Origin of the sequence: Agrilactobacillus composti DSM 18527 = JCM 14202, assembly GCF_001436375.1 — a bacterium.
GTDB classification, from domain to species: Bacteria; Bacillota; Bacilli; order Lactobacillales; family Lactobacillaceae; genus Agrilactobacillus; species Agrilactobacillus composti.
In genome coordinates, this window is record NZ_AZGA01000002.1 from 130,532 (window position 1) to 155,556 (window position 25,025).

The 25,025-nt window shown below is 41.4% G+C and carries 21 protein-coding genes and 1 pseudogene; 1 reads left to right on the forward strand and 21 read right to left on the reverse strand.

What is annotated here, in order from left to right; translation table 11 throughout:
• Positions 1 to 25 precede the first annotated feature (25 nt).
• From clpX to rpsO, 9 genes and pseudogenes are all read right to left on the reverse strand, one after another.
• Positions 26 to 1,276, reverse strand: coding sequence for an ATP-dependent Clp protease ATP-binding subunit ClpX (gene clpX / locus FC83_RS00940; RefSeq protein ID WP_035451646.1), 1,251 nt, complete (start codon positions 1,274 to 1,276; stop codon positions 26 to 28).
• Positions 1,277 to 1,438: 162 nt separating this feature from the next.
• Positions 1,439 to 2,722 carry a trigger factor gene (tig, locus tag FC83_RS00945; protein ID WP_035451644.1) on the reverse strand — a complete coding sequence of 428 codons (1,284 nt, stop codon included), beginning with the start codon at positions 2,720 to 2,722 and terminating at the stop codon, positions 1,439 to 1,441.
• A gap of 204 nt (positions 2,723 to 2,926) precedes the next feature.
• The gene (gene tuf / locus FC83_RS00950; protein WP_057002270.1) at positions 2,927 to 4,117 is read right to left on the reverse strand and encodes an elongation factor Tu; all 1,191 of its coding nucleotides are present in this window, start codon (positions 4,115 to 4,117) and stop codon (positions 2,927 to 2,929) included.
• Positions 4,118 to 4,300: 183 nt separating this feature from the next.
• Complete coding sequence (locus FC83_RS00955; RefSeq protein ID WP_057002271.1) at positions 4,301 to 5,233, reverse strand: hypothetical protein; 933 nt, start codon at positions 5,231 to 5,233, stop codon at positions 4,301 to 4,303.
• 50 nt (positions 5,234 to 5,283) lie between these two features.
• Positions 5,284 to 6,999, reverse strand: coding sequence for a ribonuclease J (locus FC83_RS00960; protein ID WP_035451640.1), 1,716 nt, complete (start codon positions 6,997 to 6,999; stop codon positions 5,284 to 5,286).
• 15 nt (positions 7,000 to 7,014) lie between these two features.
• On the reverse strand, positions 7,015 to 7,893 hold the full coding sequence (gene dapA, locus FC83_RS00965) for a 4-hydroxy-tetrahydrodipicolinate synthase (RefSeq protein ID WP_235184226.1): 879 nt from the start codon (positions 7,891 to 7,893) through the stop codon (positions 7,015 to 7,017).
• A gap of 150 nt (positions 7,894 to 8,043) precedes the next feature.
• Positions 8,044 to 8,178, reverse strand: a pseudogene (locus FC83_RS16820) (aspartate-semialdehyde dehydrogenase); the annotation flags it as partial.
• 176 nt (positions 8,179 to 8,354) lie between these two features.
• Positions 8,355 to 9,683 carry an exosome complex component gene (locus FC83_RS00970; protein ID WP_081763012.1) on the reverse strand — a complete coding sequence of 443 codons (1,329 nt, stop codon included), beginning with the start codon at positions 9,681 to 9,683 and terminating at the stop codon, positions 8,355 to 8,357.
• Between the two features lie 57 nt (positions 9,684 to 9,740).
• Complete coding sequence (gene rpsO, locus FC83_RS00975) at positions 9,741 to 10,010, reverse strand: 30S ribosomal protein S15 (RefSeq protein ID WP_035451633.1); 270 nt, start codon at positions 10,008 to 10,010, stop codon at positions 9,741 to 9,743.
• A 259-nt stretch (positions 10,011 to 10,269) separates the two neighbouring features.
• On the opposite strand from rpsO, the gene rpsT reads away from it, so the two are divergent.
• Entirely contained in the window at positions 10,270 to 10,521 is a 252-nt protein-coding gene (gene rpsT, locus FC83_RS00980; RefSeq protein WP_035451631.1) for a 30S ribosomal protein S20, read from the forward strand.
• A gap of 112 nt (positions 10,522 to 10,633) precedes the next feature.
• Here rpsT and holA read toward each other — a convergent pair whose 3' ends face one another.
• The 12 genes from holA to typA all read right to left on the reverse strand — a co-directional run bounded on the left by holA (position 10,634) and on the right by typA (position 24,836).
• Positions 10,634 to 11,683 carry a DNA polymerase III subunit delta gene (gene holA / locus FC83_RS00985; protein WP_236700798.1) on the reverse strand — a complete coding sequence of 350 codons (1,050 nt, stop codon included), beginning with the start codon at positions 11,681 to 11,683 and terminating at the stop codon, positions 10,634 to 10,636.
• A 50-nt stretch (positions 11,684 to 11,733) separates the two neighbouring features.
• Positions 11,734 to 14,007, reverse strand: coding sequence for a DNA internalization-related competence protein ComEC/Rec2 (locus FC83_RS00990; protein ID WP_057002272.1), 2,274 nt, complete (start codon positions 14,005 to 14,007; stop codon positions 11,734 to 11,736).
• Positions 14,008 to 14,688 carry a ComEA family DNA-binding protein gene (locus FC83_RS00995; RefSeq protein ID WP_052004515.1) on the reverse strand — a complete coding sequence of 227 codons (681 nt, stop codon included), beginning with the start codon at positions 14,686 to 14,688 and terminating at the stop codon, positions 14,008 to 14,010.
• A gap of 57 nt (positions 14,689 to 14,745) precedes the next feature.
• Positions 14,746 to 15,810, reverse strand: a complete 1,065-nt coding sequence (locus tag FC83_RS01000; RefSeq protein ID WP_035451623.1) for a SepM family pheromone-processing serine protease — start codon at positions 15,808 to 15,810, stop codon at positions 14,746 to 14,748.
• Positions 15,811 to 15,815: 5 nt separating this feature from the next.
• On the reverse strand, positions 15,816 to 16,310 hold the full coding sequence (gene coaD, locus FC83_RS01005) for a pantetheine-phosphate adenylyltransferase (RefSeq protein WP_035451621.1): 495 nt from the start codon (positions 16,308 to 16,310) through the stop codon (positions 15,816 to 15,818).
• A 17-nt stretch (positions 16,311 to 16,327) separates the two neighbouring features.
• Positions 16,328 to 16,879 carry a 16S rRNA (guanine(966)-N(2))-methyltransferase RsmD gene (gene rsmD, locus FC83_RS01010; RefSeq protein ID WP_035451620.1) on the reverse strand — a complete coding sequence of 184 codons (552 nt, stop codon included), beginning with the start codon at positions 16,877 to 16,879 and terminating at the stop codon, positions 16,328 to 16,330.
• Positions 16,860 to 17,207: a YlbG family protein gene (locus tag FC83_RS01015; protein ID WP_035451618.1), complete on the reverse strand. Its 348-nt coding sequence runs from the start codon at positions 17,205 to 17,207 to the stop codon at positions 16,860 to 16,862. The genes rsmD and FC83_RS01015 overlap by 20 nt, the downstream gene beginning before the upstream one ends.
• A 4-nt stretch (positions 17,208 to 17,211) precedes the next feature.
• The gene (locus FC83_RS01020) at positions 17,212 to 17,634 is read right to left on the reverse strand and encodes a YlbF/YmcA family competence regulator (protein WP_035451615.1); all 423 of its coding nucleotides are present in this window, start codon (positions 17,632 to 17,634) and stop codon (positions 17,212 to 17,214) included.
• Positions 17,635 to 17,670: 36 nt separating this feature from the next.
• On the reverse strand, positions 17,671 to 21,114 hold the full coding sequence (locus FC83_RS01025) for a pyruvate carboxylase (RefSeq protein ID WP_057002273.1): 3,444 nt from the start codon (positions 21,112 to 21,114) through the stop codon (positions 17,671 to 17,673).
• Positions 21,115 to 21,232: 118 nt separating this feature from the next.
• Positions 21,233 to 22,420 carry an FtsW/RodA/SpoVE family cell cycle protein gene (locus tag FC83_RS01030; protein ID WP_235184225.1) on the reverse strand — a complete coding sequence of 396 codons (1,188 nt, stop codon included), beginning with the start codon at positions 22,418 to 22,420 and terminating at the stop codon, positions 21,233 to 21,235.
• 7 nt (positions 22,421 to 22,427) lie between these two features.
• Positions 22,428 to 22,724 (reverse strand): DUF1507 family protein, encoded by a 297-nt coding sequence (locus FC83_RS01035; RefSeq protein WP_035451613.1) that lies wholly within the window; start codon positions 22,722 to 22,724, stop codon positions 22,428 to 22,430.
• 267 nt (positions 22,725 to 22,991) lie between these two features.
• Positions 22,992 to 24,836 carry a translational GTPase TypA gene (typA, locus tag FC83_RS01040; RefSeq protein ID WP_035451611.1) on the reverse strand — a complete coding sequence of 615 codons (1,845 nt, stop codon included), beginning with the start codon at positions 24,834 to 24,836 and terminating at the stop codon, positions 22,992 to 22,994.
• Positions 24,837 to 25,025 lie beyond the last annotated feature (189 nt).

The window sequence follows — 25,025 nt, forward strand, 5'->3', positions numbered from 1 at the left end:
TTGCGTTAAACCATTAAAAATTAGGTTAAGACGCTTTTTTACCATCCACGAGGACTAATTCAGGTTTGGCATTGCCAACGACTGCAGCCTTGTTCACGATGGCTCTTTCGACGTCATCTCGACTTGGTAAGTCAAACATGGTATCCATCATTACTTCTTCAATGATTGACCGCAATCCCCGGGCACCCGTATCCCGTTCAATGGCTTCATGGGCAATGGCATGTAACGCCCCACTGGTGAATTCCAACTGCACATCATCTAAGGACAATAGTTTCTTATATTGTTTAACCAAAGCATTCTTAGGTTCTGTTAAAATTCGAACCAAATCATTTTCAGTTAATTTCTCAAGTGCAGCAATAATTGGAATACGCCCAATAAATTCAGGAATGATCCCAAATTTCATCAAATCTTCAGGAATGATTTGTTGCATGACACTGACACTTTCATCCAACTTCTTCGTGGAGCTGGTGCCAAAGCCAATCGTCTTTTCACCCATCCGGTTCTTCACGATTTGTTCGATGCCATCAAAGGCGCCGCCCACGATGAACAAAATATTCGTCGTATCGATCTGAATAAATTCTTGTTGGGGATGCTTACGCCCGCCCTGAGGTGGCACATTAGCAATGGTACCTTCCAAAATCTTCAAGAGTGCTTGTTGGACCCCTTCACCGGATACATCCCGGGTAATAGAGACATTTTCACTCTTCTTGGCGATTTTATCAATTTCATCAATATAGATAATACCCCGTTGGGCACGATCTACATCGTAATCGGCATTTTGCAATAATTTCAAAAGGATATTCTCGACATCTTCACCTACGTAACCAGCTTCGGTCAAAGTGGTCGCATCTGCAATGGCAAATGGTACATTTAAAATCCGAGCTAAGGTTTGCGCTAAGAATGTCTTCCCAGAACCAGTTGGTCCGATCAACGCGATATTACTCTTTTGTAACTCCGTCTCATCGTCTTTGGCAACTTGCATCTGATTGACTCGCTTATAGTGATTATAAACGGCTACTGACAAGGCCTTCTTGGCGTCATCTTGACCGATTACATATTGATTTAAAACATCCAAAATCTGTTGTGGTTTTGGCACATCAACTAAATCACTGAAAGCTTCTTCCTTGAATTCTTCGTCAATAATTTCCTTACATAAGTCAATACATTCATTACAAATATAAACACCGGGTCCGGCAACAATCTTCTTAACCTGATCTTGAGTCTTCCCACAAAAGGAACACTTGACAGGTCCAGACGTTTCCATATTATCAAACATATATTTATCAACCCTTCCATTATCCAGTACTTAAGCACCAAATAATATATCTCATGCTACTGAAACGATAGCATAGAAAAGCAAGTGCGTAAAGTAACTGGATTAAAAAAAGAGGCAACGGTAAAATAAATTTACCGTTTATCCCCTTAAACTACAAACGAATTAGGCTTCTTTAGAAGAATCAGTGACAAGTTCGATTGCTTTTTTAATTGAAATATCATGTGCTAACATGTCATCAGTTAAAGTTTGACGTACTGTCTTTTCATCCATATTATAGTCGGCAGCTAAGCTCTTGATTTCTTCATCAATCTCTTCTTGCGTTGGTTTGATGTCTTCAGCTTGCACGATGGCTTCTAAGACTAAGTTTGTCCGCACACGATCATCAGCATCTTTTTCGAATTGCTTATGCAAATCCGCTTCGCTAGTACCAGTTAATTGATAATACATTTGCGGATTAATACCTTGACGTTGCATGTTGCCAAGATATTGATCCATTTGTGTATGCACATCAGCATCAATCATGGCAGCTGGCAAATCTTTGATCGTGGCATTTTTAGTTGCTTCAGAAATAGCCGCATCTTGAATGGCTTGATCAGCCGCGTCATTTTTCTTTTGAACTAAATCAGCTTTGATTTTTTTCTTTAATTCGTCTAATGAATCGACTTCTTCATCTACATCTTTGGCAAAGTCGTCATCTAATTCAGGTAATTCTTTTGTTTTGATTTCATGGATCTTAGTGACAAAGATAGCTTCTTTGCCAGCTAAATCTTTAGCTTGGTAATCTTCGGGGAAAGTTACCTTAACTTCGACATCATCACCGGCAGCATGACCAATTAATTGATCTTCAAAACCAGGGATGAAGGAGTTAGAACCTAATTCTAAGGAATAGTTGTCAGCAGAACCGCCTTCAAATGGTGTTCCGTCTACAGTACCCTTGTAATCAATAACGACTGTGTCGCCCTTTTCAGCTTTACCGTCTTCTTTTAAAACTAGTTCTGCTTGATCTTCACGCTTCTTTTCTAATTCAGCGTCAACATCAGCATCGCTGACTTCCCGATCTTGCTTAGGTACGGTCAAGCCTTTATATTCACCAAGTTCTACTTCAGGTTTAACTGTAACTTTAGCTTTGATAACCCAGTTTTCTTTTGGTTCCATTTTTTCAACACTGATTTCAGGTTGATCAACGGGTTCTAACTTAGCTTCATCTACCGCAGCTTCATAAGCTTCTGGTAAGACAATGTTTAATGCATCTTCATATAAGGCAGCTTCACCGTACATCCGATTGAAAACAGTACGAGGCACCTTACCTTTACGGAATCCAGGGACATTTAACGTTTTACGTACCCGTTGAAATGCTTTATCTAAACCTTCATTGATTTTATTAACATCGATTTCAAAGGTTAATTCACCATCATTGGTGCCCTTTTTTTCCCATTTTGCAGACATATAATTCCCTCCGGATTTCAAATCTAAATTCATAGTATTCCTAGTATTACGTTTTAGCATACTCAACCATATTAACGTATCTAGGGTCAAAAGTAAATGTATTTTGACACAAAAAAATCCAGAATGAATACACATTCCGGATTTTTTATTAAAACTCAATGGCATCAAAAACACCATTAAATTTTAAAATCATAGCTATTTAAATTAGTCTAAGATTTCGTTAACCATGCCGGCACCGACAGTACGGCCACCTTCACGGACAGTAAACTTAGTACCCTTTTCAATAGCAACTGGTGCGATTAAGTCTACTTCAAAAGTAACGTTATCGCCAGGCATTACCATTTCAACGCCTTCTGGTAATTCGATAACACCAGTAACGTCGGTTGTATGGAAATAGAATTGTGGGCGATAGTTAGAGAAGAATGGTGTATGACGGCCACCTTCTTCTTTAGTTAAGATGTAAACTTCACCTTTGAACTTGTTATGAGTTTGAATAGAACCTGGTTTAGCTAACACTTGACCACGTTCAACTTGATCACGGTTCACACCACGAAGCAAGACACCAACGTTATCGCCGGCTTCACCAAAGTCAAGGGTCTTACGGAACATTTCCAAACCAGTAACAGTTGATTTCAAAACTTCTGGCTTCAAGCCAACGATTTCAACTTCATCACCAATTTTAACTTCACCACGATCGATACGACCAGAAGCAACTGTCCCACGACCAGTGATAGTGAAGACATCTTCAATAGGCATCAAGAATGGTTTGTCGTTATCACGTTCTGGTGTTGGGATATATTCATCGATAACATCCATTAAGTGTAAGATAACTTTTTCTTGTTCAGGATCGCCTTCAAGAGCTTTCAAGGCAGAACCACGAATAACTGGAATATCATCACCAGGATAATCGTATTCAGAAAGTAATTCACGGACTTCCATTTCAACCAAGTCGATCAATTCTTCATCATCAACTAAGTCTGTCTTGTTTAAGAAGACAACGATGTAATCAACACCCACCTGGCGAGCCAAGAGGATATGTTCACGTGTTTGTGGCATAGGACCATCAGTAGCGGCAACAACTAAGATTGCACCGTCCATTTGGGCTGCACCAGTGATCATGTTCTTAACGTAATCCGCATGTCCTGGAGCATCGATATGCGCATAGTGACGTTTTTCAGTTTCATATTCAACGTGGGCAGTGTTGATTGTGATACCACGTTCTTTTTCTTCTGGTGCTGCATCGATATCAGCATAGTCTTCAGCTTTAGCTAAGCCCTTAGAAGCCAATACCTTAGTGATTGCAGCAGTTAATGTAGTTTTCCCATGGTCAACGTGGCCAATAGTACCAATGTTAACATGGGGTTTTGTTCTTTCATAATGTTCTTTTTCAGCCATTAAAAGAAACCTCCTGTATTTTTGACAAGAAAATAACAGCAAAGCATAAGCTTATGCTGAGAATTCTCTATTTTTAATTGTACTACTTTTAGGACGGAAACTAAAGATTTCCCTCTTAAAAATATCCTCTTTGCATTATACGTGGTTCTAAAAGATTTGTAAACAATGAAAACGAAAAAAACTTCAATTAATTAGCATATCCATCAATTTACGCAATCGGTTTTGCCAATCCCAAATATCTTTTTGCTGGCTATCCGTCATTGGCAATCCTAACACACTTTCATGCAAAACTTGAGCCCAATTAGTAGACTTAGACACAATATCATCTGCGAAGGGATAAAGCAATAGGAATTGTAAATTTAATTCTTCTATGGCTTTTTCGCCAATGACTGGATCTTGATCGAATGCCGTTGCTAATGCAGTCTGTGCCTGTAAAAACGTGGCAGTCTGATAAGTTTCAGGCAGTGTGCTTAAGGCCACTTGCCGCTTTGAACCAAACCAAGTCATGGTCAGGACCTGGTCAATTTTCAGTGGTGCAATGAAGCTCAATAATTCCGTCTTATATAACGGATGTATGAATTCATTGTCCAAAATGATCGCCAGGGCTTTTAAATAAGCTGCCAACGGTAATTGCTTCAAGGTTTGGATTTGGGCCATCGCCTGGGCTGCGGTGTCATTGACCAGGGCAAAGCTTTGCTTGATTTGAGCTTGAATAAATTCGTGCTTGTGTTGCGTATACCGCCGGCTGCGTAATTGGATCAACTTTGAAATATCTTCCTGATGCTTTGTTTCAACCAAATAACTGACAAAACGCTGAGCCTGAATAAATTCATGGTTATCAACGAGCAGCACTAAGTAAAAATACGTTCTTAAATGCCCTTCGTTTAAATATTGATCGAGATATTCTTCTGCCAACGCAACGGCCTCGGAGTACTTAGCCAGTCGTTTGAGTGTCGTCACCATTAAAATATTCAGACTCAAAGTCACCTTCAAGTCGTAAGCTTGTTGGTAACAATCCAAGGCATTTGTCCATGCTTTGGCGTCAAAGTAGTCATTTCCCTTGGCAATCAATGTACGATAGTTTTTGGGAAAATTTATAATATCTGCTTGGGCCAATAAATCACCCTCTCTGTCATTGATTATTGCCACATCCGGCCGATTCAAGCCTAATTAGACGTATTGGTTGGGTGTTTACGACTTTGAGACCGCAGTTTGTTTTGGTTGATCTCCATGATAACGGGTAAAATAACGGGATGACGATGGGTCTGCTCATAAAGAAAATGGCCTAAGTCCTCACGCAGATCTTGCTTTAAGGTACTCCAATCAAATTCTTTATGATCCAAATTATTTTGAATCGTATTTGCCACAATATCAATACTTTCAGCCATCAAATCACGATTAGCCTTGATATAAACAAAGCCTCTTGTAATGACTTTAGGCTTGGCGACGATTTTCTTATTCTTGCGATCAATGGTTACCACTGCCACAAAAATACCGTCTTCAGATAAAACCTTGCGATCTCGCAAGACAATGTTCCCAATATCCCCAACACCACTACCGTCAATCATGACATTGCCGGAATCCACAGCCGTGCCTAAATGAACGCCTTCAGCTTCCACGGATAATACATCCCCGTTTTGGGCTAAAAAGATGTTCTTAAAAGGTAACCCGGTTTCATGGGCAATTTCGGCATGGGCATCCATCAGGCGATATTCACCTTGAATGGGCATCAAGTACTTAGGATTCAACAAATTGATCATCAATTGCAATTCATTTTTATTAGCATGTCCTGAAGCATGAAGATCATCAGAAATTGACTTCACTTCGCCACCCGCCCGGTAAATCATGTCCTTGGTCCGGGCCACATTCGTTTCCATGGCATAAGACGGTGTTGTTGTGATAAATACTAAGTCGTTTTCATGAATATGAATGCTGCGGTTGCGCTTTTGGGCCATTTTTTGCAACGCCTTTAAAGGCTCACCCATGCGACCAGTTTCTAAGATGACCAACTGATCATCATCATACTTGGCCATATCTTTGATGGGCACTAAAATGTCATCGCTTTCGATTTTCAAATAATCCAAGCGCATGGCGGTGCGAATAATTCGTTCCAAATCTCGACCAGTCAAAACTACTTTGCGCCCAGTCCGGTAAGCCGCATCAAAAACTTGTTGAATCCGGGCAATATTTGAAGCCACTGAAGCGACAATGATCCGCCCATTATGATATTTAAAAGTTTCCTCGACATAACGGCCGATTTCTAATTCATTCACACTAGGCCGTGCCGATTCAGCATTAGCTGAATCACTGAGCAATAAAATAACCCCTTGGGCACCAATTTGTGTTAACCGGGCAAAATCGGTCTGGTACATCGGCGTTGCCGACTGATCAAACTTGAAGTCACCCGTATAAACAATATTGCCTAATTCCGTTTTAATGCTGATCCCAAAGGAACCCGGAATAGAATGAGTTGTTTTAAAGAAAGAGACTGTCGCATTTTCAAAATCAATGGCCGTTTTTTCATCAACCACGTGAAAATCGTTGAACTTCTTAGATAAAGGATCTCGTTCTGTATTAATTTTGGCCAACTCAATTGTGAGCTTAGAACCAAACACTGGAATATCGCGACTCTTTAAGAAATAAGGCAGTGCCCCAATGGCATCTGCATGTCCGTGGGTCAGGAAAACCCCCACGATTTTATCGATATTCTCTTCTAAATATGAAAAGTCAGGGATCACAACATCAATGCCTAACAGTTCATTTTCTGGATACTTTAAACCACAGTCCAAAATAAAAATCTCATCATCCACTTCAACGGCATACATATTCTTACCATTCTCACGCAAGCCACCTAAAGGGATAACTTTTATATTTTGACTCATTTCTTCACCTCTTTATTAATTATCTATCGTGTTTTTAATTGTTTCGAACTCAAGTGCGCTAGGCATCACCAGGGGTAGGCGCACACCGCCAACAGGCATCCCTTTGTCTGCCAAGACGGCCTTCGTGGCACTCGGTGAAGGTGTCGCAAATAATGCCCCGATCTTAGGGTCTAAAACCATCTGAATTTGAGCCGCATCTTTCACCTTACCCAATTCGATCAAATGATACATTTGAGCAATTTCTTGACCATAAATATGACTTGCCACCGAAACGACCCCGTTACCGCCGACTGCCTTAGCCGCAAAGGCATAGTTATCCTCGCCAGAATAAACGGCAAAGTCTTCGCCTTCCGTCCCATGGACTAACGCTAAAAGATTCGTTACGCCAGTACAGTCTTTAATGCCAATTACGTTTGGCAACAAAGCTAACCGCAAAGTCGTGGCCACATCCATCGTGACACCAGTTCTACTAGGAATATTGTACATCAAAAAAGGCAATTTTCCTAACTTGGCAATTGTACTGAAATGGGCATATAAGCCGGCTTGATTCGGTTTATTGTAATAAGGGACCACTACCAGTGCCGCATCAATACCGGAAATTTCGGCAACTTCATTCATAAAATCAATTGTTTCTTGGGTATTATTACTACCAACATTGGCGATAATCGGCACTCTTTGATGCGTAATAGCGACGGTAGTTTTGAATAAGTCCAGTTTTTCAGACTTGGATAACGTGGGACCTTCCCCAGTCGTTGCCCCTACCAGTAACGCTTCTGTACCGGTTGCCAACAAGTGTTCAATCAATAAGGCTAAACGTTCATGATCAACTTGTGTATTGTCATCATTAAAGGGTGTCACCATCGCGGTAATAATTGACACATCATCTAAAAGCAAATGTAATTCCTCCATACTTTATGCCTGTCACATCCAACAGGCGATCCTTGAGTCATCGATACATTGCACCCTTATTTAAGCATGCAAAAAACCCCTGTCAAAGCTGGCGTTATGTGCAGCAAGGTGCATCTGGTCATTGAATTAAAATTATTTACCTGCAGAACGTTTAGAAGCAAGAAGTTTAACGGAATTTATTGGCAAAACAAATTCTTTTTCCAAAAGTTCAATAAAACGAGTTCCAACTATACTGGTAGTGCCTACGACTGCTATTTTGTAACCAGACATATAATAACCTCACTTAAAAAATAAAATTAGATACTTTTAATGTTTTTTAGTCTACCACTAATTCCAATAAAAATATACCACCGCTGAATACTAGCCGCGATTAAAAAACATCATTTAGATCGACCATTAAAGCTACTAATCAAATTTTCATTTAAGCTAAAAGCTTGCCGTTGCGGTTATCTGGAATCGTCTTCAATGGGTAAAACTTGCCCTAGGGTTTGGGCCAACGTCGCTAATAGTTGTTGTCGTGCTGATTGAGCCTCAGCTAAAGCGTTCTGCAGCAGTTCTTGGGAAAACAAACCGGCAGGACTTGCCCCAGTGATAGCGGTAACCCCTCGGTACGTGCCAGCGACCGTCAATTGTCCCAAACTCTTAGCATTTTGGGGGAGCACTCCCAGTTTCAAAGTTGATTGCTGTTGAAAGATATTTAAAGCGACAGCAACAACCGATCGTTTGAGCGGCACAGCAGCCGCCAATAAAGCCAAGGTATTGGCCGTCACTGCAGCAGCCAAGTGGCCACCGCTAGCCGTTAGTACTTGGGTATCTAATTGCAACGTTTCAACACTCGCCTTTGGCAATACCGATTGTAATATCTGGGTTAAAAAATGCTGATCTAATTGTGCTTGAACGGCCCTTGGCGTCCTTAGCGTCCGCTTATCAAAAGCAAAATCCGGCAAACGATAAGTCATTTGCAGCTGAGCTGTTTTTGTAGATTTCTCCGGTCGGATACGACTTAAAACTTGATCTCGGCCTTGTTGCAATAACCCAGTCCCAGCAAAACCTGGGCCAAATTCCGTTGTCATGGACAAAGGCTGTTGCAGCGCTTGTGGAACGATGGTTGGCATATTCGCTCTGTTAGTTTTGACACCTTGTCCCTTAAGTGCCGATTTAATGGTTATTTGGTCCCCACAAAACCGGGCAATGGCCTGTTGCCCAAATGCCACGGCAGCTAAAATTGTTGCTGTCGTTAAATTATCAGCCCAACCATTGAGTAACAGTAAGCCAGTTTGCTGCCCCACTAAAGTCAATTCTAAGGTGGCCTGTTGGGTTTGCGCAGAGGTTGGATTCAAGATGAATTTATCGCCGACTCGCGCCACATGAACGGCAACTAGGGGTGTATCTAAAGCATCCGCCAGATAAGCTGCTAACGAGCTGCCAAAAACAGCAGCTAAGCCAGCAGCTGTCGGTTGTGCAGTTGTTAAAACCAAATTATTTATTGCCATTGCTTGCCCAGCAACTTGATTTAATTGGTGTGTCCAAGGTAATTGCTGTAATTTAGCGTTTTCTAAAGCCCAGTCGAATGCAGTCGTACTGGCTTGTAGTTGAATGGCAAAAAGTGGTGTCTGAGCTTGCTGCTTTTTTTTGACAAAGGTACTCAGTAATGTGGTGGCACCATAACGTATCAAGACACTTGTATCGGCATTCAAAGCCAATTTATTTGTCTCAATCGTCATGAGTTGACTGCCAAATAGGGTCTTAAATGTCTGTTGTCCTTGTCCCATCATAAATTTCTCCAAAAATCGACAAAAAAACGAGATCAAAAAATGATCTCGTAGTTTTGCTTAACGACGTAAGCCTAAGTTCTTGATAAGTTCACGGTAGCGAACGATATCTTTATTACGCAAATATGCTTGTAAGTTACGACGATGACCAATTTTCTTAGTCAAACCAACATATGAATGGTGGTCTTTTTTATGAAGACGCATATGTTGTGTCAAAGCATTGATTTCAGCTGTTAAAACTGCAATTTGGACTTCGGCAGAACCAGTATCTCCTTCGTGACGTGCATATTTTTTGATAATATCATTTTTTTCTTCTTGTGTAATTGCCAATTTAATCACCCTTTCAAACGTTATTCGCGGCTATCTTGGTAAAACGTTGGGTGCGCGCCAAACTAAGATACCGTAGCAAAGAACACAATCCATACTATAATAAAAATTTGAAGCAATTTCAAGTTTTTTTTACAGTTACTCGTATCAAGTAAAATTCCTTTACAAGTTTTTATTGCAATAACAAGGACAATTCTGTATAATAACTTCGTTGTATACTAATTAAGATGGTTAGTAAATATATCCGTTGGAGGTGTTCTCTTTGCCACAAATCAAATCAGCTATCAAACGTGTGGAAACAAACCGTAAGGCTAACTTACGCAACGTTTCTCAAATGAGCGCTATGCGTACTGCTGTCAAGAAATTTGAAACAGCTGTTGCCGCAAACAGTGATGATCGTACTGCATTATATACACAAGCAATCAGTGCTGTTGACCGTGCAAAATCAAAAGGCTTGATCAAAGCTAACAAAGCTGCGAATGCAAAATCAAGACTGACTAAATTAAACAAATAATTTAATCTAGACAGATATTTTTTGAGACTGGGACTTTGTGTCTGAGGTCTCTTTTTTTGTCTATATGAAAAGCCACGTCAAATCGGTGTTTGACGTGGCTTTTTTTTATATCTTAACTGGCGAATTTTAACATGAATAACTCAAACAACAACATCTTATCTTGCTGTCCAGACTTCATTTGATAGTCGTTATCCTGCAAGCCAAGATAGGCTTGTCTTAAATCAACCTGGCTAAATTGTTTGACAGTCTTCAAAGCTAGTTTGATCCGGTAGGGATGAACCTTTAGAATTTGCGTTAGATTACCTTGCGTCATCCCCTTTTTAGCCAAGATTTTAACTTGAAGCAACAAGCGAAACTGCGATATGAGAATACTATTGATACGAATTGGCTCTTCTTTATTCAATAGTAGATCTTGATACAGTGCCAGCGCACTTTTTACATCTCGATGTAAGACCCGATCCACCAAATCAAAAACATTGTCTTCTAACGTTGGCGACACCAATTCGGCCACCATTTGCCGGGTGATAACTTTATCGTCGGCTGCGATGAATAACTTTTCCAAGTTGGCCACAATAGCCGAAAAGTCAGCATCTGAGCGTTGAATCAACAGTTCTTTTGAGTCCGGTGCCAGTTGATAGTCTTTGGTCTGCAGCAACTGCGTTAAAGCTGATTCTATCGCTGCCGGTGGTAGTTTTTGTACGTCTACTACTGTGGCCTGCTTTTGGACAAGTTTACTGATTTTCTTACGCCCGTCTAACTTAGGAACCTTGGCAAAAATAACCAGCACCGTAGAATCCAAGGGATGGTTTAAATAAGCCGTCAAGCTTGCCACATCTTGATTGGGGCTGCCCTTAGCTTCTTGGGCCGTTAAAAACACTGGGTCCTTGAGCCAAACTAGCCGCCGTTCCCCAAAAAAGGGCACTGACGTGGCATCGTCCATCGCCGCGCCTAAAGAATCTGAACTCAAATCATAGCTGGCAAAATTCATGTCCCGCTCTTCGGGTGCCAGTAAAGTTAAGAATAAAGCCTGAGCCTGTTGAATCAAATAATCTTCTTCACCCAACACTAAATAAATGGGCGCTATTTTCTGTTGCCCAAGTTGTTTTTTTAATTCGTTAATTTTCATAATTTCACGACCGGTTTTAATCGTTGTCGATTTCAAACCAAATCAGGCACCTCTTTCTTTAAAAACTAATTTCAGTGTCTCATTTATTATAGGCCAAATACCCGCCAACGACTATAGCCGAATAAACCATACGTCCACGTTATCATGCCACTGGTTTGGGTATTCAAGTAAGGTAGTTTTAAAGCTTGCAGCGTCTGTAGCGTTTCCGGGCTGGGATGGCCATAGCGATTATTGCGCCCTGACGAAATCAACGCCAGTTTAGGTTGCAGTCTTTTTAAAAATGTGGGGTCTGATGACGTCTTTGAACCATGATGACCCAGTTTGACAAAGTCAGCCTGCAGCTGAAACCGGCGGCTGATTTTCAATTCCTCCGCCTTACCTAAATCGCCCGTAAATAGCCAATTATGTCCCCCAATCTTGCCATGTAGGGCCATTGAATCCTCATTACTGCCCATGCCCGCTTTAAAGGGATGAACTACTTTAAACCGCAAATCCGGGCTCACAATTGTCTGTCCAGCCAGCACTGGTTGTAATTGAAGTTGTTTTCTAAACGGTTGCACCTTCTTAGCAAATTGTGGATTCTGTCGTAATCCTGCCCCATAAAAAATCCGTTTCACTGGGATCCCTTTTAACAGCACGGCTAAGTCTCCTAGATGATCGGCATCTTGATGACTGATAAACACACCGTCGATATGGGCAATACCCTGTTGTTTTAAAAAGGGCAGCGTTACTTTGGCCACGGTGGTGCGTGTTGTACCTTGTTGCCAGGGCTGTTTGGGAATCGTAATACGCCCGCCAGTATCAATGAGATAAACTCGGCGTAAAAATGGCGTGGTGATCAAAATACTATCACCTTGACCCACATCTATTAACGTAACTTGTCCTGTTAAGGGGATGTGAATGCTCAAAAAAGTGAGTCCTAATAGCCCTAAATATACCCCTAATATTTTTTGACGACATCTTTTTTGCAGCTGATTCATCAACGCTAAACTTAAAACCGACAAAATCACAACGACTATTAACGGTGGTTTGCCAAAGGTAACGTTAAATACTGAAATACTAGCCACCCCATGTAGCCCTTGGTCCACTAACAGCAATAATTGATTGCTCAAGTCAACGACTGGCGGTACTAAAAACCCCAATAAGACGTTGAAGAACACCAAGGGCATAATAATGACTTCAAAAAATGGGATCATAATCAGATTCAAGATTAAACTTAAAAGATGCCATTCAAATTGAAAATATAACACACAGGGCAAACTGGCCAATGTTAACATCACTTGCTGTCTCACGACCGTTACTTGACGATTGAAAATTAACGCAAAAGCCAATAAATAACATAAAATGCCACCTAGGCTAAACATTAAATAAGGATTGCCCCATAACTGAATGATAAAAATAAGGCTTAATTTATCAAGCCGCGACAAAGTTAACCCACTTTTAGCGATCACAATGGCCAATATGGCGACACCCACTGCCCGTTTGATCCCGGTCCCTGAGCCCGCTAACAAGGCATAAAATGGTAACACCGCTAACAAGAACCATTCCAAATAGGTCTTAGGAATAAACAATTTGGCACCAACATAAAATATGGCGCCCAGCAAGACATAAACATGTAACCCTGACAAACTAAACAAATGAATAATCCCCAAGGTACTTAAATCCTCATTAAAGCCAGTACTGCCGGTAAATTTGCCAATGACCAAGCCTTTGGCATACACATCCAAAGGCGTCGGTAAAGCGTCTAAGCGCTGTTCAACCACCCGTCGTAATTCATGGATACGGTCAAACAAACTAGGCTTGTTAAGTGCCTTTAATTTCAACAGGCGTGTCACATTCAATTGATAGCTAATACGCTGTTGCTGCCAGTAATATTGCTGGGTATCAAATTCGCCCATATTGGTACTGGCTTTAGGATACGTTAAAGTCCCCACAATCGTCGCCGTTAGATTTTGGGTATTATCTTGAAAAAACTGTTGTTCTGCCTGGCTTTTTAAAGTATAGCTCCCGGCCAGATGCACCTGTCGACCATTTACTTGCCCCCGGGCCGTAAAGGTTAAAAAATCACCGTTAACTTTAAGACTATCTGCTAAAATTTCAATTGATGTGGGCGCTGCTGGTAATGAAGTTTGCTTTGGATACTGCTGGCCTTGACAGACTAACGTCAAAACAAGACAAAGGCTGCCACAAAGGCCAATCAAAACCCAGCAGCGCGTCCAAATCAAGCGCCCAATGGCTAATAATAAAACACAGCCAGCCAGTAGTCGGTGTGTGCCCAAACATAACCAGGCCGTTAGTGATAAACTGATGGCTAAAAAGATCCAATTACCCTGTAAGTCGCGCCAAACACGGGTTACCATTTAAATCGTAACTTTATCTTCTAAATTGGCAACGGTTTTGTCACCGAAACCATCGATCTCACCCAGATCAGCAACGGCCTTAAAGGGCCCTTGATTGGTTCGAAAATCAATAATTTTTTGGGCCTTCTTTTCACCTACACCGTCAATTTCTTGAAGTTGCTCAGCCGTTGCTGTATTCAAATTGATTTTTTCTTGGGGATCACCTGGTACTGCACTGGTCCCACTGCTAGCTTGCAGGCCCATACTTGCAGTGGGTTGGGCTTCACCTTTCGTGGGGATATAAAGCATGGCTTGATCTTGAACCTTTTGCGCTAAATTGACCTGACGCTGGTCCGCTTCTGGTGTAAAACCCCCAGCCCTTTTTAAAACATCTAACACCCGGTCCTCAGCTTTAAGTGTATAGACACCCGGTTGTTTCACGGCCCCTTTCACATCCACCATGATTTGCTGTTGCCCAGCTGGTGCCGTTGTCTGGGCACTGGTTTTTGGTGCAGAGTTAGCTTGTACAGTGGGTGAACGCGCCACCGAGTCAGTGGACGTGCTTTGATGATTGATTGGAATTGGCTCATTATTGACTGCAACAGCAGTTTGACGACTTCGTTGCCAAATAAAACCACCTATCAGTAATACCAACACTAATCCAATCCAGTAGTAGCGCTTGACCATTTCTATAACCGCCATAAAAATACCTCCTTTAATTGGCATAATTCATATTACGCAATTAAAGGAGGCAAATTTTTATGGCGTTGTTTGTAAATACTGAATCGCATCATCCAGTGTTTGTACTGGGACAATTTTCATCTTTGTGCCAAGCCTTTTAGCAGCACTTTTGGCAATTTGGTAATTATTTTGATAATTTGGTGTTTTTTGCCGTTCCGCTTTTGTCAGCTGGTCATTCGGCGCAAAAAAGATAGTGGCACCGGCTTTAGCAGCAGCGACTACTTTTTTATCAATCCCACCAATCGGCCCCACTGTCCCATCACTGGCAATTGTCCCAGTACCTGCAACAATGCGGCCCTTACGAAGATGATGGCCACTGATTTGGTCATAAACTTGTAAAGTAAACATTAAACCAGCCGAGGGGCCACCAATAGCCCCGGCATCAATCTTCACAGGTTCCTTGGTACTTACCTTGGTGTGATCCGTCAACGTAATGCCTAACCCGGCTTGCTGGCTATTAGGTAGTTGAATTAACTTACCAGTTGTTGTTTTGGTCTTTCCTTGGCGCAAATATGAAACCGTGACTTTTTGGCCCACTTTTTGTTTACGAACGTATTTTTGAAAATCAGTTGCACTTTTAAAATGCTGCTGGTTGACAGCTGACACCGTATCGCCTAACTTCAACGTATTTTTGAAATTAGACTGTTCGATGATGTCTAAAACATATACCCCAATAAATTTCAACGTATAAGGTTTGCCCGCCTTTTTAAAGGCTTGGGCAATGGCGGTATTTTCAGAATTTTCAATGTAGTAATTCTGTAAGGTATCATAAGCGGCACTGCTGGCATTCCCCATCACCTCAGACTTTGACATGATATCCGTATACGGCTGAAAATGGCCAACAATTAATTGTAAAGGTGTAGCTTGTTGTAAGCGAACAGTGGTTAAAAGATACTTGCCTTTAGTCTGATCTTTTTTTTGATCGACTTTCACAAATTGCGCCACTTGTTCAGCCGTCCCCGGCGATTCTAGAAAATAGTTGATGGGTAAAAAGCAAAATGCCAGCACAAATAAAATACCCACGACCAACGCACTGCTTTTAAACCAATTTTTTTTGTAAAAAGGCTGCTGTTTTGATTTCATTCGCGTTACCGTTTTTCTGAATATTTAGTTTTTAAAGCCGCTTCCACACAAGCCGGCACCAGTGCACTAACATCTCCACCAAAAGCCGCTACTTCTTTGATCATACTAGAAGAAATAAACGTGTACTTTTGATCAGCCATGAAAAATACGGTCTCAATATCCGCATTTTGAGCCTTATTCATTTGCGCGACCCCAGCTTCATATTCAAAATCAGCCGTATTGCGCAACCCTCGAATCAATGCCTGCGCTTTTAATTCAACGGCCAAATCAACCGTTAATTTTCTAGGTGCAGCAATAACTTCAACCCGGTCTAGGCCCTCAGTAGCACCCTTTATCAGCGCCACTTTCTCTGGGGTGGTAAATAGAGCTGTTTTACCCGTATTCGTTGAAACGGCAATATAAAGCTTGTCAAAAATTTTCAAGGCCTTTTTCACTGTTGCCAAATGGCCATTGGTAAAAGGGTCAAAACTACCTGGGAATAGCCCGATATTAAGCGTCATCTTAACAAAACCTCAACTTACTTGATATATTTAAAAACACTGACCTCAGTGATACCATATTGATGCTGTCCCAATAGTGTAAAGCCCGTGATTTCTGGATACAAAACGGTCACATCAGTTTCTGCCACAACTAAGGCTTCTGGCTGTAATAAGGCCATATCCCGAAGCTTGTTGAGCAGCTTCACAATCTGCTGTTCTTGATAGGGTGGATCCAGCAACACTAAGTCAAATAAAATCTCTTTAGCCTTCAATTCTACCAAAGCCCGCGCAGCGGACATTTTCATAATATGAAATGCAGCCTCAGCTTTGGTGACAGCGACATTTTCTTCGATAACTTTAATGGCCGCATACTGGCGATCCACCAAATACGCAGCAGACATGCCCCGAGAAACGGCTTCGATGCCGAGGCCCCCCGTCCCTGCATATAAATCCAAAGCACGTCCCCCATCAAAATAAGGCCCAATAATATTAAATAGCGCTTCTTTAACTTTATCTGTTGTTGGCCGTGTTTTTCGACCAGGGACTGGTTTTAAGTGGCGTCCACTAAACTCACCGGCTATGATGCGCATCTAACTTGTGCTCCTTTTCCAATTCCTGGTCTGAGTCAACTTCAGGATGAAAGAAAGGTTCTTGTTCTTCGTCCTTCGCTTTTTCAGCCAGTTTTTCACCGAACTCAGTTGCTAATTCAGGTCGGTGGGATAACTCGACCTTGCGGACAAAACGTAATTTAGCAATGGCTTTTTGAGTCGCAGCCGCGGCTTCTTGGTCCACATATAAATAGACATACTTCATTTTTCGAGAAGTATAATAGATTAATCCAAAGCGTCGTAATTGTCGAACTTGGTGTAAATTATAGACCCAAACAACAATGCCAACGCGTGGTTTTAATTCAGACATTTAATCATCCTTTTAGTTTATGATGCGGTTTTCGCTTAGTTTCAAAAAACGGATTGCCCGTGGCAACTTTAATTTGGTCGGAAATACTGTTGGCAAGTGCGACACTCAAGGTATCGATCATTGTTTCAAAAGCCATTTGAGCGGCTTTATAGCCAGCAATCGGGGGGTAAAAATCCATCGAACGTTTTGCCTTTAAAGTTTGCTTCTTTAACGTTACCGCCCCGGGCACATAATCGCCATAAGGCTCGATTGCTTGTAAGCGACTTTGTAGCCCATGAAAAGTTGCAATCAGCTTTTGGGCTTTAACATCTTGGTCTAAAACTCGCTGGGCTTTTTGATAATCAATGAATTTCTGTGAATTTTGAATGCTTTGAATAAGCTGATCCAATGCGTCTTCAATTTCAATCATTTGGTCATCATAAATCAAATCATTCACCTGCTTGCCTAAAACCTAAACTATCAATTATTTTTTAACTTCTTGAGGTGCCATTTCAATTAGCAAGTCATCCGCATCGACCCGTTGCCCAGCTTTGACATAGATATGCTTGATGACGCCATCATAAGGCGCGGGAATAGAAGTTTCCATTTTCATGGCTTCCGTGACAACCAATGCTTCACCCTTGGTCACAACTTGCCCAGTCTTCACCAGAACTTTGGCAATATTGCCCGTCATGACGGCCCCAATTTGATCTGGATTGGTAGGCTCAACTTTTTGGTTGCCCACAATCCCATGATTGATGGCCTTATCCTGAATCGCTATTTGAATCCGTTGCCCGTTTAATTCAAAGTACACGGTACGCATACCTTCAACATCAGGCTCCCCAATTTCATCTAGGGTGACAATGGACTCTTTCCCTGGCCCAAAGGTAATATGGATCGTCTCACCTAAACGCATCCCTTCAAAGAAGGTTGCCGTATCTAGATGGGTTACATCCCCATAAATATCATGGGTAGCCAAATAATCTGAAAAGACCTTCGGATATAAGATGTAACTTACAACTTCTTCTGGGGTTGGTTGGTGATGTAATAACTTTGCAACCTCTTTAGCTGTGGCGTCAAAGTCCACTGGATCCACCAAACTGCCAGGTCGAACTGTAATAGCTGGCTTATCCTTTAAAATAGCAGCTTGAACAGCCTTGGGGAACCCGCCGACAGGTTGGCCTAAATTTCCTTGGAAAAAATTAATAACTGATTCAGGAAAATCAATATCTTGGCCTTTATTGATCACATCATCAGGTGTCAATTTATTTTGTACCATGAATAAAGCCATGTCCCCCACAACTTTGGAAGACGGCGTGACTTTAATAATATTCCCGAAGAGGGCATTAACTTTGGTATACATAAGCTTCACATCATCAAACCGTTTGCCTAGACCCACACCTTTAGCCTGTTGATACAAGTTAGTATATTGGCCCCCAGGCATTTCAGTTTGATAAACATCGGTCTGTGGTGTCGTGACACTGGTTGAAAAACCAGCGTAAGCTTGGCGCAGATTTTGGAAATACTCATTAACATGTTCTACGGCAGCCATATTCAACTCTGGGCGCCGACGATCGTTTTCTAGCGCGTAATAAAGACTCCCCATACTTGGTTGTGAGGTAGCCCCAGACATGGCACTTTGCGCCACGTCCACCACGTCGACCCCGGCTTCAACGGCCCGGGCATAAGTGAAAATACCGTTACCCGCTGTGTCATGGGTATGCAAATGAATCGGAATCGATACAGCATCTTTTAACGTTGAAATCAATTCATAAGCAGCTTCTGGCTTCAACAGCCCAGCCATATCTTTAATGGCTAAAATGTGAGCGCCAGCACTTTCAATATCTTTGGCCAGTTGTTTGTAATAATTCAAATCATACTTGTGTAACTTATGATTGGCCACATCACCAGAGTAACACATCGCAACTTCAGCAATCTTATGGTTAGCCCGAACCGCTTCAATACTTGGTTCCATTTGAGGTAACCAGTTTTGACTATCGAAAATACGGAAGACATCCATCCCATTTTTGGCTGCTAAGTCAATAAAATTACGAATAACATTGTCTGGGTAATTCTTATACCCCACCGCGTTACTACCTCTAAATAACATTTGCAATAAGGTATTAGGGAATAGTTTACGTAACCGTTGTAATCTTTCCCAAGGACTTTCCTTTAGGAAACGATAAGCCACATCAAACGTTGCCCCGCCCCACATTTCATAGGAGAACAAATCCGGCATGGCCACACTCATCTGGCCAGCGATCCGAACCATATCATGGGTCCGCATGCGCGTTGCAAATAAACTCTGATGCGCATCCCGTAAAGTCGTATCGGTCAATAATACTTTTTGTTGATCACTTAACCACTGAGCGACAGCATCAGGTCCTTTTTGATCTAAAATTTGTTTAGCCGAGACCCGGCGATGTGCCGGCAATGGTGGTAATGCTGATAAACTAACCAACGTCGCATCTTTATGCTCTTTGCGTGGCAGATCAGCATACCCATTAATCGTCACATCCCCGACATATTTCAACAAAGCCACTGATGGATCAGGATGGACTTCAATATCTAATAATTCTGGATGGTCTTCAATAAACGTCGTCAACGCATGCCCAGCGATAAAGACCGGGTTTTTAATGACATTTTCCATAAATGGAATATTTGTTTTAACCCCTTGAATATCAAATTCATGCAAGACCCGGTCCATTTTTTGACAGGCAGCTTCAAAACTTAAAGCGTGCACACTGGCTTTGACCAACAATGAATCAAAGTAAGGTGTGACCACAGCCCCAGTGTAAGCATTCCCCACATCTAACCGAACCCCATTACCACCAGGAGAACGATAAGTGTCTAAAGTGCCTGTGTCTGGGAAGAAATTGTTAGTTGGATCTTCCGTTGTGACCCGACATTGAATAGCGGCACCTTCAAAGTGAAGATCGGCTTGTGCTGGCAAATGCAAGTCTTTGTGTAAGTCAGCGCCAGCGGCAATGCGCAATTGTGACTGCACAATATCTACGCCAGTAATTAATTCTGTGATAGTATGCTCTACTTGAACCCGTGGATTAACTTCAATGAAGTAAAAATGATCATCCTCCATCAAAAATTCCACTGTGCCCGCATTACTATAACCGACGTGTTGCATTAACTTAACGGCGGCATTACAAACGCGTTCACGTTGTTCCGGCGTCAAGATAATACATGGTGCGACTTCAACAACTTTTTGATTTCGTCTTTGCACAGAACAATCCCGTTCAAATAAATGCATCACATGACCATGTTGATCAGCTAAGATTTGAACTTCCACATGCTTGCCATGAGCAATAAAACGTTCCACATATAATTCATCACTGCCAAATGCCTGCTTCGCTTCACTTTTAGCCCGATCATAGGCTTCTGGTAACTCTGCAGCCGTTTCAACAACCCGCATCCCACGACCGCCGCCACCAAGGGCTGCTTTGATCATAATTGGAAAACCATGATCAGTCGCAAACTGCTGTACTTCTGCTAAAGAAGCCACGGGGTGATCGGTACCAGGAATCGTCTCAATCCCGGCAGCTAAAGCAGCTTCTTTAGCTGTGACCTTATCACCAAACGTATGTAATAACTCTGTCTTAGGACCTACAAAAGTTAGCCCTTCTTCACGAACGCGTTTTGCAAAGTGCTCATTTTCAGACAAAAAACCGTAGCCGGGATGAATGGCATCTGCGCCACTTTTTTTAGCAGCAGCAATGATACTTTCGATATCCAAATAAGCATCGGTGGGTTTTTCACCAGCACCGATTAAATAAGCTTCTTGCGCTTTAAAGCGATGGATTGATAGTTCATCTTCTTTGGCATAAATACCTACAGTTTGTAAGCCTAACTCTTCGCAGGCTCGAAAAATTCGAGTTGCAATTTCCCCGCGATTTGCAACTAATACTTTTTGCATATAATGCGCACTCCTTCATGACTGAATTTTTAGTGGTGCTATATTTGCCACAACATCCTTAGTTTGATCTCATGTCGTGGCACTAAATTGATAGGCCAAGCCATCAATAAAGCGCTAATTATGATCTTAGTTTGGCTTCACGCTTTTCTTTAAGACTGATGCTAAGCACTAACCCAATGGCAATAGACAATGTGATAATACTAGAACCACCATAACTAATAAATGGTAACGTCACCCCAGTGATGGGTAAAAAGCCAATCACACCGGCAATGTTAAAGGAGGCTTGCACTAACATCATGGCTGCAGTGCCATAACAAATCAGTGACCGATAAGTGGTGTGGGCATGAATGCCCACAAAAATAATACGACAAATTAGGAAGAAAAGTAATCCCAATACACATACAACACCAATCACGCCCAATTCCTCAGACAAAACCGCTAAAATAAAATCTGTGTAAGGCACTGGCAAATAACCCTTTTTTTGGATACTATTGCCAATGCCCCGCCCCAGCCAACCGCCGTTATTAATGGCGATATAAGAGTTCACCAATTGACTGCCACCAGTCCGTTCCCGTTGGAAAGGATACAAGAAGGATAAAATACGCTGATACTGGTAACTATGTTCTAAAAAATTAATAGGAAACTTCTTCAAAAAATTAATGGCTAACGGAATCAAGCTGCCAATACCCACTATAAAAGATAGACCCCAACCAATGGGAATGCCCGCTGAAAAAATCATAATGCTGACAATTAAAGCCAAGATTGACGCGCCACCAGTATCGGGCTGTAATAGTACCAGTAACGTGATGAAGCCAACTAAAGCCACTGGGCCTACCAAATTATGAATAATTTGACCCTTCACCAAGTTTGGCCCACGTTTATCAAAGATAAATGCCAAATATAAAATAATGGTCACTTTGGCAATTTCTGTAGGCTGAATATTGATCGGCCCTAAATTGATCCAAGCCACTGCCCCATTGACAGCGGCAGCAGGATGTACCTTTTGTAAAATAATGAGATAAAATAGCAATACTAAAGTGATGCCAATAATCCAGAGCATAACTTTGGCATTGCGCAAAAAACCCATATTTCCAAAGGTACAAATGAGCATAATGAACAAACCACCAATTGCCCAAAATATTTGTCGACGCAAATAGGTGGTAGGATCCAGATGATTAACAGCTAAAATATCGGAACTCGCCGAATAAACCATTACAATCCCAATTGCAATCAGCAATAACGTGGGAATAATGATGTAATAGTCTAAATAAGGCAGCTTACGTCGAATATTTCGAAAGATCTGCACAACAGTTTCAGTCCCTTTGCTTAGAATGAGCGGCTTGTTTTTTGGTAATTGCCTGATACAGCGCTTCAATCTCTAAGCCAAGATCGTTTACCAATTCTTGGGCAACTTGATTAGAAATCAAGCCGCAACGTTTCGCAAAATCAACTTTATTGGAATAAACGAGCATCTGTGTATCAATAATTTCTTCGATGATTGGACATTGCATTAAACAAAGATCATCGAATTGTCCTAAAAGATCTTGGCGAATCTTATCACCGTCAGCTTTAAGAATGGCCAGACCAGTTTGTGCTTTTAGATTTTCCATTGGATATCCTCCAAATTATAAACTTCTTCAATATACGTTATTATATCATTTTCACAAAAAATTAGGCAATATTTACCAATAAATCGTAAAAAGTTACCACTTAGCATACAGATTCACATGTCATCTGTCAAATCCGTTGCTATAAGCCAGGTCTATCCAAGTTAGGTGCGGTCTTGATTTGCGACCGTTTCGCAAAAAAAAAGCTTGTTATTTGATTATAAACCAAATAACAAGCTGTGATGCGTGCAAATTCGTTATAAAACTAAATTATTTTTTGGCAGCAATTTTACGCTTCTTAGCTGCTTTTGTCCGTTCACCAGTATTTAAGATTTTCTTACGTAAACGAACACTTTCAGGGGTTACTTCACAAAGCTCATCGTCATTCAAGAATTCAATAGATTCTTCAAGTGACAAATGCTTTGGTGTTCTAATCGCAGCAGCGTGGTCTTTACCAGATGCCCGCGTATTAGTTAAGTTTTTACCCTTTGTGACGTTGACAGCAATATCTTGTTCCCGACTACTTTGACCCACGATCATGCCCTCATAGACTTCAGTTTGCGCCCCAATAAATAAGACACCACGATCTTCGACAGATTGCAAGCTATAAGTTGTGGCATTGCCAGCATTAATGGAAACCAAGGCACCAGTATGGCGACCAGGTGTCCAATTTTTAATGACTGGTGCATATTTTTCAAAGGTATGGTTCATGATACCATAGCCACCAGTTTGGGATAAGAATTCATTAGAATAGCCAATCAAGCCTCTTGATGGTGCTAAGAAGTTCAACCGTGTTTGACCATTACCAGTGCTTTCCATATTTTGCATTTCGCCTTTGCGTTGGGACATGGCATCAATCACGGAACCAACATATTCATCAGGTGTATCGATTTGAACCGCTTCAAAAGGTTCGCTTAACACGCCATCTTTTTCGCGATAAATAACCTCTGGCCGGGAAAGTTGTAATTCGAAACCTTCACGCCGCATTTCTTCGACTAAGATAGATAAATGTAATTCACCACGACCAGAAACAACCCATGCACTTGGTTTGTCTGTATCTTCTACCCGCAAAGAAACATCGGTTTGCAATTGACTCTTCAAACGATCTTCCAATTTACGTGCTGTGACAAATTTACCTTCCTTACCAGCAAAAGGTGAATCATTTGCTAAAAAGGTCATTTGTAATGTCGGTTCATCGATCCGCAAAATAGGTAAAGCATCAGGATGGTCAACTGGTGTGACCGTTTCCCCAACGAAGATATCTTCCATACCAGAAACAGCGATCAAATCCCCAGCCTTAGCTTCCTCGACTTCAATTTTTTTCAAACCAAAGAAACCAAAGATCTTAGTGACACGGAAATTCTTGCTGGAGCCATCTAATTTCAAAACAGAGACGTTATCCCCAAGTTTGATCTTGCCCCGGAAAATACGGCCAATCCCAATACGACCAACATAGTCGTTATAATCCAACATGGCAACTTGAAATTGTAAAGGTTCATCACTGTTGTCAATTGGCGCAGGAATTGTATTTAAAATCGTGTCAAAAATTGGTTTCATGGTATGTTTTTGGGTAGCTGGATCATCATCCATACTAGATGTCCCATTCATAGCACTGGCATAAACAACTGGGAATTCCAATTGTTCATCATCAGCCCCTAATTCAATGAATAATTCCAAGACTTCATCAACGACTTCAGCTGGACGGGCACCTTCACGGTCGATTTTATTGATAACGACGATTGGTGTTAAATGTTGTTCCAAGGCCTTTTTCAATACAAACCGTGTTTGCGGCATTGTCCCTTCATAAGCGTCGACGACTAATAAGACCCCATCAACCATTTTCATGATACGTTCTACTTCGCCACCAAAATCCGCATGTCCTGGGGTATCCAAGATATTGATTTTAGTATTGTTATAATCAACGGCCGTATTCTTAGACAAAATCGTAATACCACGCTCTTTTTCAATGGCATTAGAGTCCATAGCTCGATCTTGTAGTTGGATATGTTCATCCAAAGTATCTGATTGTTTCAATAATTCATTGACAAGGGTAGTTTTACCGTGGTCGACGTGGGCAATAATAGCAATATTACGAATATCGTCTCTTGTTTTCAAAATTGCGTAACTTCCTTTCATGTTTAGCCAGAATATTAGACTGATCCCTAACGAAACGGGCTAAACAGTCGCTTGATAATTTAATATATTATCAAACTCAATAATTAGCGATTTGCGAATCTTCACGTATGATCAATTGCTTTACATTCAAAAAAAGCGTAAATACCACGCTTACAGTAATGAAAGCAC